Annotated in this window: 13 protein-coding genes, 1 tRNA gene, 1 other RNA gene and 1 pseudogene; 13 read left to right on the forward strand and 3 right to left on the reverse strand. The window is 73.5% G+C overall.

Features of this window, described 5'->3' with window-relative positions; translation table 11 throughout:
* Positions 1-17: 17 nt before the first annotated feature.
* Positions 18-2,156, forward strand: coding sequence for a protein kinase domain-containing protein (locus tag ABT345_RS13540; RefSeq protein ID WP_345077836.1), 2,139 nt, complete (start codon positions 18-20; stop codon positions 2,154-2,156).
* A gap of 159 nt (positions 2,157-2,315) precedes the next feature.
* Here ABT345_RS13540 and ABT345_RS13545 read toward each other — a convergent pair whose 3' ends face one another.
* A complete protein-coding gene (locus tag ABT345_RS13545) occupies positions 2,316-2,954 on the reverse strand; it encodes an HD domain-containing protein (RefSeq protein WP_345077833.1) in 639 nt (212 codons plus the stop codon).
* A 99-nt stretch (positions 2,955-3,053) separates the two neighbouring features.
* On the opposite strand from ABT345_RS13545, the gene ABT345_RS13550 reads away from it, so the two are divergent.
* Both ABT345_RS13550 and ABT345_RS13555 read left to right on the forward strand, forming a co-directional pair.
* Positions 3,054-4,124, forward strand: coding sequence for a GlxA family transcriptional regulator (locus ABT345_RS13550; RefSeq protein ID WP_345077830.1), 1,071 nt, complete (start codon positions 3,054-3,056; stop codon positions 4,122-4,124).
* Between the two features lie 125 nt (positions 4,125-4,249).
* Positions 4,250-4,921 (forward strand): hypothetical protein, encoded by a 672-nt coding sequence (locus ABT345_RS13555; RefSeq protein ID WP_345077827.1) that lies wholly within the window; start codon positions 4,250-4,252, stop codon positions 4,919-4,921.
* 124 nt (positions 4,922-5,045) lie between these two features.
* Here the strand turns inward: ABT345_RS13555 and ABT345_RS13560 are convergent.
* Positions 5,046-5,498 (reverse strand): annotated as a pseudogene (locus ABT345_RS13560) (Lrp/AsnC family transcriptional regulator); the annotation flags it as partial.
* A 111-nt stretch (positions 5,499-5,609) separates the two neighbouring features.
* On the opposite strand from ABT345_RS13560, the gene ABT345_RS13565 reads away from it, so the two are divergent.
* The gene (locus ABT345_RS13565) at positions 5,610-6,935 is read left to right on the forward strand and encodes an APC family permease (protein ID WP_345077824.1); all 1,326 of its coding nucleotides are present in this window, start codon (positions 5,610-5,612) and stop codon (positions 6,933-6,935) included.
* A 116-nt stretch (positions 6,936-7,051) separates the two neighbouring features.
* Positions 7,052-7,669, forward strand: coding sequence for a TetR/AcrR family transcriptional regulator (locus tag ABT345_RS13570; protein ID WP_345077821.1), 618 nt, complete (start codon positions 7,052-7,054; stop codon positions 7,667-7,669).
* 194 nt (positions 7,670-7,863) lie between these two features.
* Here ABT345_RS13570 and ABT345_RS13575 read toward each other — a convergent pair.
* Positions 7,864-7,951, reverse strand: a tRNA-Ser gene (locus tag ABT345_RS13575).
* Between the two features lie 130 nt (positions 7,952-8,081).
* On the opposite strand from ABT345_RS13575, the gene ffs reads away from it, so the two are divergent.
* The 8 genes from ffs (at position 8,082) to ABT345_RS13615 (ending at position 16,923) form a co-directional block, all read left to right on the forward strand.
* Positions 8,082-8,180, forward strand: an RNA gene (ffs, locus tag ABT345_RS13580) — signal recognition particle sRNA small type.
* Positions 8,181-8,224: 44 nt separating this feature from the next.
* Positions 8,225-10,657 (forward strand): DNA polymerase III subunit gamma and tau, encoded by a 2,433-nt coding sequence (locus tag ABT345_RS13585; protein WP_345077818.1) that lies wholly within the window; start codon positions 8,225-8,227, stop codon positions 10,655-10,657.
* A gap of 391 nt (positions 10,658-11,048) precedes the next feature.
* The gene (locus ABT345_RS13590; RefSeq protein ID WP_345078558.1) at positions 11,049-11,375 is read left to right on the forward strand and encodes a YbaB/EbfC family nucleoid-associated protein; all 327 of its coding nucleotides are present in this window, start codon (positions 11,049-11,051) and stop codon (positions 11,373-11,375) included.
* An 83-nt stretch (positions 11,376-11,458) separates the two neighbouring features.
* The gene (gene recR / locus ABT345_RS13595; RefSeq protein ID WP_030285547.1) at positions 11,459-12,058 is read left to right on the forward strand and encodes a recombination mediator RecR; all 600 of its coding nucleotides are present in this window, start codon (positions 11,459-11,461) and stop codon (positions 12,056-12,058) included.
* Positions 12,051-12,713, forward strand: coding sequence for a DUF5063 domain-containing protein (locus ABT345_RS13600; RefSeq protein ID WP_345077811.1), 663 nt, complete (start codon positions 12,051-12,053; stop codon positions 12,711-12,713). The genes recR and ABT345_RS13600 overlap by 8 nt, the downstream gene beginning before the upstream one ends.
* Positions 12,714-13,144: 431 nt before the next feature.
* A complete protein-coding gene (locus ABT345_RS13605; RefSeq protein WP_345077808.1) occupies positions 13,145-14,416 on the forward strand; it encodes an aspartate kinase in 1,272 nt (423 codons plus the stop codon).
* A 558-nt stretch (positions 14,417-14,974) separates the two neighbouring features.
* The gene (locus tag ABT345_RS13610) at positions 14,975-15,655 is read left to right on the forward strand and encodes a SigE family RNA polymerase sigma factor (protein WP_386460570.1); all 681 of its coding nucleotides are present in this window, start codon (positions 14,975-14,977) and stop codon (positions 15,653-15,655) included.
* Positions 15,652-16,923 carry a hypothetical protein gene (locus tag ABT345_RS13615; protein WP_345077805.1) on the forward strand — a complete coding sequence of 424 codons (1,272 nt, stop codon included), beginning with the start codon at positions 15,652-15,654 and terminating at the stop codon, positions 16,921-16,923. The genes ABT345_RS13610 and ABT345_RS13615 overlap by 4 nt, the downstream gene beginning before the upstream one ends.
* Positions 16,924-17,003 lie beyond the last annotated feature (80 nt).

Genomic DNA, 17,003 nt, shown 5'->3' on the forward strand with positions numbered 1-17,003 from the left:
ACAGGCAGGGGGAATCGGTGCGTCCGCTGGGCAAGGGGGACCCGCAGCAGATCGGGCCGTTCCGGATGGTCGGGCTGCTCGGGGGCGGCGGGATGGGGCGGGTCTATCTGGGGCGCGGGGCGGACGGGCGGACGGTCGCGGTGAAGACCGCGCGGGCCGAACTCGCCGACGACCGCGGCTTCCGCAAGCGGTTCGCCCGCGAGGTGGCGGCGGCGCGGCGGGTCGGCGGGCCGTTCGTGGCGCCGGTCGTCGACGCGGCGCCCCACGACGAGATCCCCTGGATGGCGACGGAGTACGTACCGGGCGTCTCGCTCAGCGACGCCGTGCACGACACCGGGCCGCTGCCGGTGCCCACGGTGCGGGCACTGACGGCCGGGCTGCTCCAGGCGCTGGCCGCGGTCCATGCGCAGGGCCTGGTCCACCGGGACCTCAAACCGTCGAACATCCTGCTCACCGCCGACGGCCCCCGCGTCATCGACTTCGGCATCGCCCACTCCGCCACCGACACCGCCCTGACCGCCACCGGCACCGCCCTCGGCACCCCCGGCTTCATGGCGCCCGAACAACTCACCCTCTCCGGCGGCGACATCACCGGCGCCGCCGACGTCTTCGCCCTCGGCGGCGTCCTCGTCTACGCGGCGACCGGCGGCGGCCCGTACGGCAGCGCCGAACCGCAGATCCTCATGTACCGCACCGTCCACGAACAGCCCCGGCTCGACGGACTGCCGGAAGGCATCAGGGCGTTGGCGTCGTCCTGTCTGGTGAAGGAGCCGGAGCGGCGGCCCGCGGTGTCCGACCTCGCGGCGCGCGTCGGCGCCCCGGGCCCGTACGGGAACTGGCTCCCGGAACCGGTCACGGCACAACTCCGCAGCCTCTCCGACCGGTTGCGCGACCCCCGCCGGCCGGGCCCCGCGACGGACGGCGCGATTCCCGACGCCATGCAACCCACGCCCGACGCCGCGGACCGCACGCCTGACGGCACGGACCGCACGCCGGGCCCGCCCGCATCCCCCGGGGCCGCCACCCCACCCGCATCCCCCGGGGCCGCCGCCGTCCCGCCGCACGCCCTTGCCACCGTCCCCGCCGCGACCACCCCGGCCCCCGGCCTCGCCCCCACGCCCCCGCAGGGCCGGTACGGTCCGGCCCCGGTCATGCCGCCCCAGGGGCAAGCCGGGCCCGGTCCGCACCCGGGCCCGGCCCCCGCGGGAACGGAGAAGACGGCTCCCGGCGCGCGCCCCGGCGGCGCCGGGCCCACCCGCCGCCGCGCCCTGGCCGGCCTGTCCGTGGCCGGCGCCGGGGCGCTGGCCTGGTTCCTGTGGCCCGCGGGGGAGAGCGGCCGGGACCCGTCCGTCGGGAACGCGCGACCCGACCGGAAGCCGTCCGCCGGCAGCTCCCCGAGGACCGGGCTGCCGGCCGAGATCCGCGACCGGGGCAGCCTCGTCGTCGGCTCCGACCTCAGCTACGCACCCATGGAGTTCGTCAAAGGGGGCAAGCCCGCCGGTTTCGACATCGATCTGGCGGACGCCCTCGGCAGCGACCTGGGCGTCACCGCCGTGATCGCGAACGGCTCCTTCGACTCGCTCCTGCCCGGCCTCGCCTCGGGCCGCTACGACCTGGTGCTCTCCGCCCTCACCGACACCCCGGAACGGCAGCGGGGCACCGGCTCCGAGCCGCGCGGCGGCGTCGATCTGATCGACTACTTCCACAGCGGCTTCGCCCTCGTCGTCCCCCGCGCCGCCCGCGCGACGATCAAGGGGCTCGACGACCTGACGGGCCGGACGGTCGCCGTGCAGCGGGGCTCGGCCGCCCGCGAGCACCTGGCCGGACTGGGCCGGAAGAAGCCGGACGTCCGGGAGTTCGACACGGCCGACGAGGCGTACGCCGACCTCCTCAAGGGCGGCTCCGACGCCTGCCTCGACGAGTACCCCGTCGCCGCCCGCACCCTCACCACCCACACCGCCCTCGTCACCACCGGCGGCCAGATCGCCCCGCGCCCCTTCGGCATCGCCGTCGCCAAGTCCCGAACGGACCTCCGCGACGCCGTCCGAGCCTCCCTGGACCGGCTGATCGCGGACGGCACCTACGGGAAGCTCCTCGCCAAATGGGGCGTGAGGGCGGGCGCGGTACCGCGGGCGGAGATCAACGGGGGGAAGTGAACGGGCCCGGTTTCCCGCACCGGCCCCGTGGACCGGTTTCCCGCGCCGGCCCCGTGGACCGGTTTCCCGCGCCGGCCCCGGGACGGCGAACATCTCCGGCCTCGGGACGGTGAACGGGCCCCCGGGGGTCCGCTCCCGCCCGGCGCACCGCGCGCGGCCTCACTCCGGCCAGTCGGAGTTCTTGATCACCTCCACGAAGTCCCCCCGCACGAACCCGGGCACGTAGTGCGCCAGCACATCCGCCTTCACATTGCCGAACGTCGTCTCCGGCCGGTCCTTGATGCCCTCCGTGAACGCGGCGAGGATGCCGTTCTTGAAATCCGGCCGGGGGTGCGCCGCGACCACCGCGGCCCGCTGCTCGTCGGAGACCGCGTGGTAGCCGATGCCCAGGACGTCCAGCTCCACACCCCGGGTGACCAGCGCGATCTCCGGCGCCATATGGAGCGGGATCTCGGGCGTGGTGTGCAGCGCGATGGCCGTCCAGACCAGATCGGCCGCCTCGCCGGTGACGCCGTGGGCGTGCAGGAACCGGCGGGCCTCGTCGGCACCGTCGATCTCGAACCGCTGATCCGTCCGGCGGTACCGCTCGGTCAGCCCCAGATCGTGGAACATCGCCCCGACGTACAGCAGCTCGGGGTCGACCGTCAGCCCCTGCTCCCGGCCGCGCAGCGAGCCCCACAGGAACACCCGCCGCGAATGGTCGAAGACCAGCGGCGGTGCCGCCTCCCGCACCAGCTCGGTGGCCTCCCGCGCCAGCGCGCTGTCCGGGATCTCCACACCTGCGATCGATGCACTCATGGGTACGTCCTCTCGGGTCGGAACGGATGAACGGCCGAACGAAGGGCGGCCGCCTCGCACCGCTTCCCCCAGATTCGCCCGGGTCCCTACCCTGACGCCATGTCCTCACGGCCGGATGAACCACAGATCCGGACATGCCGCCCGGGTGCGGCCGGTCCGCTCCGGGTGGCGCTCGTGGTCTTCGACGGCGTGACCTTCCTCGACGTCAGTGGCCCGTCGGAGGTACTGCACCAGGCGGGCCGCTTCGGGTGCCCGTACGAGACGGTGCTGGTCGCACCCGGCGGCGGGCCGGTCACCACCGCCGCCGGACCGGCGCTGACCGGCACCGTTGCGGCGGCGGAGGCCGGGCCCGTCCACACGGTGCTGGTCGCCGGCGGCGACCGCCTCGCCGAGCAGCCGCCCGACGACGCACTCCTGGCGACCGTCCGCACGCTCGCCCCCGGCGCGGCACGCATCGCCTCCGTCTGCACCGGCGCCTTCGTCCTCGCCGAACTGGGCCTGCTGGACGGCCGCCGCGCCACCACCCACTGGCGGCACGCCGCCGCCCTCGCCCGCCGCCACCCGCGGGTACGCGTCGAGCCGGACGCGCTCCACCTCCGCGACGGCCGGTACGTCACCTCGGCGGGCATCAGCGCGGGCATCGACCTGACCCTCGCCCTGGTGGAGGACGACCACGGCGCCGAGGCGGCCCGGGAGATCGCCCGGGAGATGGTCGTCTTCCTGCACCGGCCGGGCGGCCAGTCGCAGTTCTCCGCGGCGCTCGGCGCCCCGCCCGCCCGCGGCGACCTGCTCCGCCCGGTCCTGGAGTCCGTCCTCGCCGATCCGGCCGCCGACCACAGCCTGGCGGCGCTGGCCGCCGCCGCGGCCGTCAGCCCCCGCCATCTGACCCGCCGCTTCCGCGCCGAACTGGGCACCACCCCGGCCCGCTGGGTCGAACGCGTCCGCCTCGACCGCGCCCGGCAACTCCTCCTCGACGGCCACAGCGTCACCGCCGCCGCCCGCCACAGCGGCCTGGGCACCGACGAATCCCTCCGCCGCGCCTTCGCCCGCCACCTCGGCACCACCCCGACCCACTACCGCCAACGCTTCGCCAGCACGAGACAGGCCCAGACCCCGGAGATCCCCCAAGGGACGCCCGCAACGCCCCGCCCGGCGCCCGGCGACCCGTAGGGGATCCGCCGCCACCGGCCGGTTAGCCAGGTGTTAGCGGTGGGGCAGCCGGGCGGTAGCGGCCCTGGGCAGAGTCGGTGACGTACCGAGGAGAGCACGCCACCGACCGTCCCAGGGGACCCGCCATGAACGCCAGCACCGCCACCCGCACCCCGCGCCGCCGCACCCTGCGCGTCGCCCTCGCCGCCCTGACCGTGGCCGCCGGCCTCACCCTGACCGCCTGCTCGGGCGCGGACGCCGCCGGCACGAAGCCCGCAGGTCACGCGGCCACCGCCGAGTCCGGCACGGGCTCCGGCGCCAAGGCCGGCAACGCCGCGGAGGCCAAGTCCGCCGCCGAGGGCGCGAAGTCGGCCGGCGCGTCCGACGCCACGGGCGAGGCGGGCACCCCGGACCGCACCGTGACCCTGGAGGACGGCAGCACGGCCGAGATCTACGACCTCGGCAACCAGAACTACCTCGCCCGGATCGTCCACGACGACGAGATCCTGGCCACGCTGGAGACGAAGGACTCCGACGCCGCGGCCGACCTCAACGGCATGTACGTCCTGCTCACGATGGGCGGCGAGGTCCACTCCTGGATGGGCGGCGCCCAGCGCGGGCCGGGCACCTTCACCCTCGCCGGCGGCTGGCAGGCCAAGGTCACCAAGGTCGGCGAACTCCACTTCCGCGCCGAGATCATCGGCCACGAGGGCTCGGTGGACGCCACGCTGGAGGCCAACGAGAACGCCGACGGCGTCGACGCCAACGGTGTCTCCATCGTCCTCACCGCCGGCGGCGAGATCAGCGCCCACGAGTGACCGAACCGGCTCCCCTACGGGACACCCCTTGGACCGCACCCCCGGACCGGCCCCGGCTTCTGCTCCCGCTCCCGTTGACCTCCCCCGTGACGGGCCGGGCGCGGGAGCCGGGCTCGGCCATCTCCCGGGTGATCACCCGGTCGCTCACGTTCGTCGAGTACACGATCGTCGTCGCCAGGGAGCCGATCTTCGTGATGCGCGCGGTGACCTCTTCGAGATGGCCCATCGAACGGGCCGCCACCTTGGCGACGAAGCAGTCGCTCCCGGTCACATGGTGGCACTCCACGATCTCCGGGCAGTCGCGGAGAACGCGGAGGTATTCCTGGTAATTGCTGCCCGGAAACACGATGTTGACGATAGCCAGGATCGGCAGTCCCAGCGCGGACAGATTGACCCGCGTCCGATACCCCTCGATGACCCCGGACTGCTCCAGCCGCCGGACCCGTTCGGTGACCGCCGGCGGCGTCAAGGAGACCCGTCGTCCCAGCTCACTGAAGGTGATGCGGGCATTGGCCTGCAGCTCCTCCAGGATGCGCCAATCGGTCGCGTCGAGCGCCGCTTTCACCTCATCAGCCATTCGCCAAGAATACGGAGAATTCCCAAGTCAAGGCCGTCGAACTCCTTCAACTTCCCCTGTGGGAACGGCAGGCGCGCGCCCTAGCGTGAAGCCGATGCGAAGGAGGACGAAATGGCGCCCGCCACCCCACCCCGGAACCGCCCCGCACCCCCCGGCCGCCCCCCGCACCCCGCGGCCCCGGCCCGGGGCCCGGCCACCACCGGGCGGCTCACCCTCGCGCAGGGCACGGCCCTCTACGTCGGCGCGGTGCTCGGCACCGGCGTCCTCGCCCTCCCCGGACTGACCGCGCAGACCGCCGGCCCCGCGTCACTGATCGCCTGGGCGGCGCTCGTGGTGATGTCGGTGCCGCTCGCCGCGACCTTCGCGGCGCTCGCCGCCCGCCAACCCGACCCGGGCGGAGTGTCGACCTATGTGCGGCGGGCGTTCGGCGACCGCGCCGCCACCGTCGTCGGCTGGTGGTTCTACCTCGGCGCCCCGGTCGGCATCCCGGCACTGGCCCTCTTCGGCGCGTCCTACCTGGAACGCAGCACCGGCGGCGGCCCCGTGGCGACCACCGGCTACGCGGCGGCGCTGCTCGCCGCCGGCTTCCTGGCCAACGCCTTCGGCGTACGGGTCTCCGGACGCGTCCAACTCCTCCTCTCCGGCTCCCTGGCCCTGCTCCTCGTCCTCGGCATCCTGGTGGCGCTGCCGCACGCCGACCCGGCCCGCCTGCGGCCCTTCGCCCCGCACGGCTGGTCGGCGATCGGCCCCGCCGCGGCGCTCCTCGTCTGGTCGTTCACGGGCTGGGAGACGGTGACGCATCTGTCCGCGGAGTTCGCCCGCCCGCGCCGCGACATCAAACGGGCGACCGCCGCCGCACTGCTCACCATCGGCGTCCTCTACCTCGCCCTGGCCACCGTCACGGTGCTGGCCCTCGGCGCCGCCGGCACCTCGGCGACCTCCCTCGCCGCCCTGCTGGAACTGGGCTTCGGCCCCGCGGGCCCGCTCCTCGCCGGGGTGATCGCGGTCCTCACCACCCTCGGCACCATGAACGCCTACATCGCCGGCACCGCCAAACTCGGCGCCGCCCTCGCCCGCGACGGAGCCCTGCCCCCTGCCCTGGGATCCGGCGCCGAACCGGGCGGCGTCCCCCGCCGCAGCCTGACGGTGGTCGCAGCGATCGCGGCCACCGTCTTCACCGCCGCCACCATCACCCATACGCCGGTACAGCCCCTGGTCCTGAGCACCACCGCCTGCCTCGGCGCCGTCTACGCCGTAGGCTCAGCCGCCGGCGCCCGCCTCCTCCGACCCCACACCCCCTGGGGCACAGCCGCCGCCCTCACCTCCCTCCTCCTCATCTGCGTACTGCTCGCCCTGACGGGGGCGTATCTGCTGTGGCCGGTGGTGTTGGGGGGCGGCGCTCTGCTGTGGTGCCGCCGCCCGTCACAGATCCCATGAGACCGTCCCGTCCGCGGTGACCAATACCGCCAGGACGACGACGTCGGCGAGCCCGAGAAGCAGGCCGCCCCAGGCACGCCCGCGCCGCGCCGTCCCGCGCCGCAGGGCGAGGCCATATGAGAGTCAAGTCCCGCCGCGCCGAACACGCCGCGCTGACGCGTGCGGCGCTGCTCGACGCCGCCGCCGAGCTCTTCGCCGAGAAGGGCTTCGCCGCCACGTCCATCGACGACATCGCCACCGCGGCGCGGGTCAGCAAGGGGGCCGTCTACCACCACTTCCCCGACAAGAAGGCGATCTTCGACGAGGTCTTCCGGGTCGTTCAGGGCGAGGTCCTGGACCACGTCCAGGAAGCCGCCGTGGCCGATACGGGCGGCGCGGAGCGACCCCCGTTGGAGACCGCCGTGACTGCGGTGGAGAGCTTCCTGAGCAGCTACGTCACCGACGCGCGCAAGCGCTCACTGTTCCGCCAGTCCGCCGGCGTGCTCGGCGTCCACCGCTGCCGGGAAAACTACGGAGAACTGGCACACCCGTTGGTCCTCGGCCTCCTGGAGGACCTGCGAAGCCGAGGTGAACTACAGGACGTCTCGCGCGAAATGGCCGGCTCGGTCATCTTCGGAACCCTCTGCTCGGAACCCTCTGCGAGGCGGCCACCTCCCTGTCCCTCGCCGACGACCACGAAAAAGCCGGCCGCGAGGCATCCGAGGTCGTCACCTACCTGCTGTCGGGCCTGCTGAAGGACGACCCGGGGCGCAACAACCGCTGACGGGCAGGGGCGGCATGCTCCCCGGCGCCCGCCTCGCCCTCCGGAACGCTCCCCGCACCTCCCCGCCGACCGGAACTCCGGACAGCGGCCGGACCGCCCCACGAACAAGTTGAAGGGCCCCACCGCAAGCGGTGGGGCCCTTCAACAACGTGCCCGGTGAGGCACTGGCGGAGGATACGAGATTCGAACTCGTGAGGGGTTGCCCCCAACACGCTTTCCAAGCGTGCGCCCTAGGCCACTAGGCGAATCCTCCGCCGCAAACAATACAAGACGTTGAGGGGTGCTCGCGACCATGATCCGGAAGGCGGGGATCCGGGGGAGGTGTGCGGGAGTCGCAGGTGGGGGCGGGTCGTGTTCGGGGCGGGGGATCGGCTACTGTGGTGCGCAGCCCCTCACGTGGCGCTATCTGACTGAACTCCCCCAGGGCCGGAAGGCAGCAAGGGTAGGTCGGCTCTGGCGGGTGCGTGAGGGGCGTTTGCGTTTGCGGGCGGCTCGGTTGTCAGTGGGGGCCGATATCGTCGTATGCGTGTCGTCCCTCGCGCTGTACCGCCGCTACCGACCCGAGACCTTCGCCGAGGTCATCGGGCAAGAGCACGTGACCGATCCGCTGCAGCAGGCCCTGCGGAACAACCGCGTCAACCACGCGTATCTGTTCAGCGGCCCGCGCGGCTGCGGCAAGACGACCAGTGCGCGCATCCTGGCGCGCTGCCTGAACTGTGAGGAAGGTCCCACTCCGACGCCGTGCGGCACCTGCCAGTCCTGTGTCGACCTGGCGCGCAACGGCAAGGGCTCGATCGATGTGATCGAGATCGACGCCGCCTCCCACGGTGGCGTGGACGACGCTCGTGACCTGCGGGAAAAGGCATTCTTCGGGCCCGCCTCCAGCCGGTACAAGATCTACATCATCGACGAGGCGCACATGGTCACCTCGGCGGGGTTCAACGCCCTGCTGAAGGTGGTCGAGGAGCCGCCGGAGCATCTGAAGTTCATCTTCGCGACGACGGAGCCCGAGAAGGTCATCGGGACGATCCGCTCGCGTACGCACCACTACCCCTTCCGCCTGGTGCCGCCCGGGACGCTGCGGGACTACCTCTCCGAGGTGTGCGAGCGGGAGTCCGCGCCCGTCGAGGACGGGGTGCTGCCGCTGGTCGTGCGCGCCGGCGCCGGTTCGGTGCGTGACTCGATGTCCGTCATGGACCAGCTGCTGGCCGGCGCCGGAGACGACGGTGTGACGTATGCCATGGCGACGGCGCTGCTGGGGTACACCGACGGATCGCTGCTGGACGCGATCGTCGAGGCGTTCGCGGCCGGGGACGGCGCCGCGGCCTTCGAGGTCGTCGACAGGGTCATCGAGGGCGGCAACGACCCGCGCCGGTTCGTCGCCGATCTGCTGGAACGCCTGCGTGACCTGGTCATTCTCGCCGCGGTGCCCGACGCGGGGGAGAAGGGGCTGATCGACGCGCCCGCCGACGTCGTGGAGCGGATGACGGCGCAGGCGTCCGTGTTCGGCGCCGCGGAGCTGAGCCGCGCCGCCGATCTGGTCAACACCGGGCTGACGGAGATGCGCGGTGCCACCTCGCCGCGCCTCCAGCTGGAGCTGATCTGTGCCCGGGTGCTGCTGCCCGCGGCGTACGACGACGAGCGGTCCGTGCAGAGCCGGCTGGACCGGCTGGAGCGCGGCGTCGGTGCGGCCGGGCTCGCCGGGGGCGGCGGGGCCGGGTTCGCGGGTGGCGGTGCGCCGGTGGTCGACGGCGGTGGCGGCCCTGCCGTCGGATACGTGCCGGGGCCGGAGGCCCACCCGGTGGGTCCGCCCGCCGGTCCGGCGGGCCCGGCGGCTGCGCGGGCGGCGGTGCGCGGGGCGACCGGCGGCCCGGCCTCCCCTGCGGCGAATCAGCCCGCTGCGGCTCCGCCCGTGCAGGCTCAGCCCGCGGCTCCGGCCGCCGCACCGGCGGAGGGCGCGGCGCCGCGGAGCGGTTCGCACGCGGCCGAGCAGGCCGGGGAGCAGGCGCGTCCGGCCGGTGCCTGGCCCGGCGGTACGGGCGGCGGCCCGGCGGCCGGTGCGCCGGACGCGGGGGTCACGGCACCCGCCGCGGGCGGTGAGGCGGCTCCCGCGCGGCCCGGTGCCTGGCCCGGGAGCGGTGGCGCAGGTCAGGGCGAGGCCGCGCGGCGGCCCGGGGGCTGGCCGTCGGCCACGGCTCCGGGGCAGGGCGCGCGTCCGTCCGCCCCGGCGCCCGCAGCGGCGCCGCAGCAGCCCGCCGCGCCGCAGGCGCCCGCACCGCAGGCCCCGGCCGCGGGCGGGCAGGGCGCGGCTCAGGTGCGGCAGATGTGGCCGCAGATCCTGGAGGCGGTCAAGGGCCGCCGGCGTTTCACCTGGATCCTGCTGAGCCAGAACGCCCAGGTCTCCGGCTTCGACGGCACCACCCTCCAGATCGGCTTCCCCAACGCCGGGGCGCGCGACAGCTTCGCCAACGGCGGCAGCGAGGACGTGCTCAAGGACGTGCTCGCCGAGCGGTTCCAGGTGCAGTGGCGGGTCGAGGCGATCGTCGACCCGTCGGGCGGTGCCAACCCGCCGACCGGTGGCGCCCGCGGCGGCGGGGGCGGCTTCGGCGGCCAGGGCGGCGGTTACGGCGCAGGTCAGGGCGGTGGCTACGGCGGCCCCGCACAGTCCGGTCCGCCGTCGTCCGCGCCCGCGCAGGGCGGCCCGGCCACCGGCGGCGGTGCCTCCGGCGGCAGCCAGGGCGCCCGGATGGCGCGGGAGGCCGTGTCGTCGCCGTCGTCCGGCGGTCCGGGCGGCCGCACCCCGGAGCCCGAGGTCTCGCCCGAGCCGCCGCCGGTGTCCGTCGAGTACGACATGCCGGAGGAGGACGACCCCGATCTCGTCGACTCCGCCCTGAGCGGCCACGACCTCATCGTGCGGGAGCTGGGCGCGACGGTGGTGGAGGAGTTCAACAACGAGTGAGAGGGCGGGCGCCCCGCGTGAGGCTCCGGGGCACCACCGGACCGCCCCGCGCGCCGCGTCACCCGGCGGCGCGGGCCCATGCCAGGGGCCGTGCGCCCGCAGGTGCGGCTACGAGCCCACGCGCCCGTACACCCTCACTCCGTACGTACTCCGCCCCGCGCAGGCTCCGGCGGGCGGGCCTCCGTCCGTACCGCAGCGGGTGGCCGGACGGCCCCGCTCCGTTCACCCCGGAGGGGCAGGATGGCGGAGCGGACCGGGCCGGGCGTATGTGTGGCGGCTCGTCCGTACGGCGTAAGGCGCGGGTCCCGGGAAGCACGTAGGCTCGGGCCTACCGCACCAATCGTTGTCGTACGGCAGGAGTCACGTCGTGTTCCCCGGTGGTCAGCCCAATATGCAGCAGCTGCTCCAGCAGGCCCAGAAGATGCAGCAGGATCTTGCGGCCGCCCAGCAGGAGCTGGCGGAGACGCCCGTCGAGGGATCGGCGGGCGGCGGCCTCGTCAAGGCGACGGTGACCGGCTCGGGTGAGCTGAAGAGCCTGGTCATCGACCCGAAGGCGGTCGATGTCGACTCCGCGGAGGAGACCGCCGAGACCCTCGCCGACCTGGTGCTCGCGGCCGTCCGGGACGCGAACGCCAGTGCTCAGCAGCTCCAGCAGCAAAAGCTCGGCCCGCTGGCGCAGGGCATGGGCGGCGGCGGAATCCCCGGCCTGCCCTTCTGAGGCCCGGGGCCGACCGCGGTCTCCCCATTCCGGCGGTGGCCAACTAGCGTACTGAGCAGGGCAGAAGAGAAAGAAGACGTTCCGTGTACGAAGGCGTGGTTCAGGATCTGATCGACGAGCTGGGCAGGCTGCCCGGCGTCGGTCCCAAGAGCGCGCAGCGGATCGCCTTCCATGTCCTGCAGGCCGAGCCGACCGATGTCCGCCGGCTCGCGAACGCGCTGATGGAGGTCAAGGCGAAGGTCCGGTTCTGCAGCGTGTGCGGCAACGTCGCACAGGAGGAGCAGTGCCGGGTCTGCCTGGACCCGCGCCGCGACCCGGCGGTCATCTGCGTCGTCGAGGAGCCCAAGGACGTCGTGGCGATCGAGCGGACGCGGGAGTTCCGCGGCCGGTACCACGTGCTCGGCGGGGCGATCAGCCCGATCGAGGGCGTGGGCCCGGACGACCTGCGGATCCGGGAATTGCTGGCCAGGCTCGCCGACGGCACCGTCACCGAGCTGATCTTGGCCACCGACCCGAATCTGGAGGGCGAGGCCACCGCCACGTATCTGGCGCGCATGATCAAGCCCATGGGGCTGAAGGTGACGCGACTGGCCAGCGGACTGCCGGTCGGGGGCGATCTGGAGTATGCCGACGAGGTCACGCTCGGGCGGGCCTTCGAAGGGAGGAGACTTCTCGATGTCTGATGCCACGCTGCACAACGCGACGCAGAATCCCAACGACTTCGCCGTATCGATCTCCGACTCGATCGAGAGCTTCATCGTCGCGGTGACCGAGGTCGCCAAGGGCGACGAACCGGACAGCGCGGTGCCGTTCCTGCTGCTGGAGATCTCCCAGCTGCTGCTCACCGGCGGACGCCTCGGCGCCCATGAGGACATCGTCCCGGACGAGCGCTACGAACCGGACAGCGGCCCGGAGCCGGACGCCGACGAGCTGCGCGAGCAGTTCGCCCGCCTCCTCGACCCGGTCGACGTGTACTCCGAGGTCTTCGACCCGTACGTACCGCGCAGCGAGCCGGTGGCCTGCCGGATCTCCGACGACCTCGCCGACATCGTCACCGATCTGCGCCACGGGCTCGCGCACTACAAGGCGGGCCGGGTCAGCGAGGCGCTGTGGTGGTGGCAGTTCTCCTACCTCACCAACTGGGGCCCGACCGCGTCGGCGGCGCTGCGCGCGCTGCAGTCGCTGGTCGCCCACGTCCGCCTGGACCAGCCGCTGGACGCGCTGGACGGGCTGGACACCGACAGCGACGCCGGCGGCGACGAGGAGCGGCTCGCCGAGGAGGCGGGCAAGGTCATGGCGGCGGAGATCGCCGGGCCGCTGGGGATCCGCCGGGCGTGACGCCGCGGCGTCCGGCCGTCGCGCAGGGCCGTCGCGTACGGCCGGGCCGAAGCGGTGGCGGAGCCTCCAGGCGCGGTGCGCCGTGGCCGGTGGGCGGGGCGGTACCCGAGGGATTTCCGGGGCGCCGCCGGGATGGCGGAAACCGTATGCGGTGCGGTGGTGGCGGTGTGTGACCTGGCTTACGTTCCCGTGTGCTCCGGGCCGGAGCGGGCATGTGCTGGCCGAGCGGGCGCGACGGGGCGCCGCGCGGAGCCGCCGCGGGACACGGTGATCATCGGCGTACGAAGATGATCGATGGTTGAGCGTTGTGTCTCACCATGCGGTATCGGCGAGGCGGTTTCCGCCTGCTCGTTAAACTGAGTCGACCGCAGTACCCCCATTTCCGGGGGTCCGGGAGGAAACTCCCGAAGAGACAGTTGCGAGGAGCGCACGTGGGCCTTGTCGTGCAGAAGTACGGCGGCTCATCCGTTGCGGATGCCGAGGGCATCAAGCGCGTTGCCAAGCGAGTCGTCGAGGCCAAGAAGAACGGCAACCAGGTTGTCGTGGTGGTTTCGGCGATGGGCGACACGACGGACGAGCTGATCGATCTCGCTCAGGAAGTGTCCCCGATTCCATCGGGGCGCGAGTTCGACATGCTGCTGACCGCCGGAGAGCGAATCTCCATGGCGCTGCTGGCGATGGCGATCAAAAACCTCGGTCATGAAGCGCAGTCCTTCACCGGCAGCCAGGCCGGTGTGATCACCGACTCCGTGCACAACAAGGCGCGGATCATCGATGTCACGCCCGGCCGTATCCAGACGTCCGTGGACGAGGGCAACATCGCCATCGTCGCCGGATTCCAGGGCGTCTCGCAGGACAAGAAGGACATCACGACGCTCGGTCGCGGTGGTTCGGACACCACGGCGGTGGCGCTGGCCGCCGCGCTGAACGCCGATGTCTGCGAGATCTACACCGACGTCGACGGCGTCTTCACCGCCGACCCCCGGGTCGTCAAGAAGGCCCGGAAGATCGACTGGATCTCCTTCGAGGACATGCTGGAGCTGGCCAGCTCCGGCTCCAAGGTGCTGCTGCACCGCTGCGTCGAGTACGCACGCCGTTACAACATCCCGATCCACGTCCGCTCCTCGTTCTCGGGGCTCAAGGGCACGTGGGTCAGCAACGAACCGCAAGGGGACCAGCCGATGGAGCAGGCAATCATCTCGGGCGTCGCACACGACACCTCCGAGGCGAAGGTCACGGTCGTCGGCGTGCCGGACAAGCCGGGCGAGGCCGCGCGCATCTTCCGCGCCATCGCGGACTCCGAGGTCAACATCGACATGGTCGTCCAGAACGTCTCGGCCGCCTCGACCGGACTGACGGACATCTCCTTCACGCTGCCCAAGGCGGAGGGCCGCAAGGCCGTCGCCGCCCTGGAGAAGACCCGCGCGGCGGTCGGCTTCGACTCGCTGCGCTACGACGACCAGATCGCCAAGATCTCCCTGGTCGGCGCGGGCATGAAGACCAACCCGGGCGTCACCGCGACGTTCTTCGAGGCACTGTCGAACGCCGGCGTGAACATCGAGCTGATCTCGACCTCCGAGATCCGCATCTCGGTGGTCACCCGCGCCGACGACGTCAACGAGTCGGTCCGCGCGGTGCACACCGCCTTCGGCCTCGACACGGACAGCGACGAGGCCGTGGTCTACGGCGGCACCGGGCGCTGACCCACCGGCACGGACCGGGCGGTCCGCTCCCCGCGCGTGACGCGGGGGCGGGCCGCCCGCTTTTGTGGGCGGGACCGGACCCTGGTGACCGGGGCCGGCGAGGTGGCCGGAAGCGGCCTGTTTCCGGACGTCGCCGACCCGGCGGCGAGGCGTTCCGGGATTCGGGTGTCGCGGTGCCGACCCCCTGCGACATACTTGCGAAACGTGTGAAGGTTCTGTGATTGCGTCCGGGGATCCGGCGTCCCGTGCCTGGTCAGGGGCGTCTCGGTGTGCCCGGTCGGGAGGATCGGAACCGTCCGGGAACCGGCGATCGGGAGCGGAGCGTCTTGGGTCCTGCCCCGCGGGGCGTCGTGGGCGGGCGAGGCTCCTGGGGCGTACGGCTCCCTGGGTGGTCACGGCGCGCCGGCGGCGGCCCCGGCACGGCCGAGGTCGGAGCGAACGCGTCGGGACAATTGGGGCACCAAGGAAGAGCTGGGGCGCAATGAGGGCATACAACGCGACATCGGAGACGGTGGCGTGCGCGTACAACCCTGACGGGGAGATGCGTGTCCAACAGGCGTGGCAGAGGTTCTCGCATTCACGATCGCCCCGGCGGGCGCAGCGGGCGCGGCGGTGCGTCCGCCCCACGCCCGTGGCGCCGGGGGCATGCCGGTGATCGCGCCCTGGCCCACCACGCGGCCCGGCAAGCTCCCCGCCCCGCGCGGTGACGCCGACGCACTCGGCGAATCTGACGACACGGCGGCCACCGGCACCACCGTCGACCACCTCACCGAGACCTACCGCGCCCACTACCGCTCCCTGCTCGGCCTCGCCGCGCTGCTCCTCGACGACACCGCCTCCTGCGAGGACGTCGTCCAGGAGGCGTTCATCCGCGTCCACTCCGCCCGCAACCGCGTTCGCGAACCGGAGAAGACCCTCGCCTACCTGCGGCAGACCGTCGTCAACCTCTCCCGCTCCGCGCTGCGCCGCCGCATCATCGGCCTCAAGCTGCTCTCCAAGCCGATGCCGGACATGGCCAGCGCCGAGGAAGGCGCCTACGACCTGCTGGAACGCGATGAACTGATCCGGGCGATGCGCGGACTCCAGCGCCGCCAGCGCGAGGTGCTGGTGCTGCGCTACTTCGCCGACATGACCGAGGCGCAGGTCGCCGAGACGCTGGGCATATCGCTCGGCTCGGTGAAGGCGTACGGCTCGCGCGGTATCGCGGCGCTCCGCGTCGCGATGGAGGCACCGGCATGAACGGCAACACCGTCGACCCGGCCCGTGCACACTCCGGGGCGGGCGATCATGGCGGCCCGGACGGTGCCGGAGATTTCGTGACATCCGGCGGCGGGGACGGCGGCCACGCCGGTCCCGGCTGGGCCCAGGGAGCCCGAGACGCCGCACCCGGCGAGAGCGCCCCCGGCGCCGGCGGCGCGGGCCACCACGGCGGAGGCGCGGGCTCCGGTCCCGGCGTCCCCGGGCAGGGCGAGGAGCCCGGCGACGGCGGATTCGGCGACGAGGACGCGCTGCGGCGGCTGCTGCAGTCCTCCGTCGGCGACCTCGAACCGGCGCCCGACGCCCTCGACCAGATCCGGCACGCCGTACCCGCCCGGCGCCGGCGACGCCGCCACGCCGTCGTCGGCGCGGCCGCCGCGCTGCTGCTCGGCGGCACCTCCATCCCGGCGATGGTGCAGGTCGCCCACCTCGACGAAGCCCCTGGCGACCGGCCCGCCAACGCCGCGGGAAACCGGCAGACCGGCGCCACCGACGGCGCCCCGGACGGCGGCACCGCCACCCGCGGCCGCCAGACCTCCGGCGGCGGCACGGCCCCCGGCGGCACCGGCCACCACGACGACGGCCACGGCACCTCGGAGAAGCCCCACCACCCCGGCGACGGCTCCGGCGAGGTCAGCCCGGACCCGTACGAAACGATGGACGTCACCTCCCCCGTCTGCGGACGCGACCAACTCGGCAAGGGCAGCGGCAACGTCGCCCCCGCCGACGCCGAGGGCCGCGTCTACGGCGCCTTCCGCGTCGTCAACACCTCCGCCACCGCCTGCTCCGTCGACGGCGGCGGCACCGTGGACGTCGTCGCACAGGGCGCCGCCGACACCGCCCGCATCCACGTCGTCGACCACACCAGCGGCGACGAGGCCACCGGCCTGCCCGACCCCGCCACCGCCCCTGACCAGCTCGTGCTCAAGCCCGGCCAGGCATACGAGATCAAGTTCGCCTGGATCCCGTCGTCCGGCGGCTGCAACGGATCCGGACCCTCGCCGTCGGCCTCCCCGTCCAGCCCGTCGGACGCCCCGGCGGCCGACGACAACGGCGAGGGCACGGGCGGCGGCCAGGGCGGCGACACCGCCGGGGGGAGCGGCGGCGGTTCGGGCGGCGGTGGCGCCGCGCCCGGCGGCATCGTCCTCAGCCACACCCCGGAGGCCGGCGACCCGATCGCCGCCGACACCACCCTCACCGACGCCTGCGCCGGAACCGTGTACCGGACCGGCGTGCTGAACGGCAAATAGCCAGGTCGCCGCCGCCTCGTGCGGGGCGCCCCGCCGGGGGAGCGGGCCCTGCCAGGGGGCGGTGCAGGAACGCCGAACGG

This window comes from Streptomyces sp. NPDC000404, assembly GCF_040300365.1.
GTDB lineage: Bacteria > Actinomycetota > Actinomycetes > Streptomycetales > Streptomycetaceae > Streptomyces > Streptomyces ramulosus.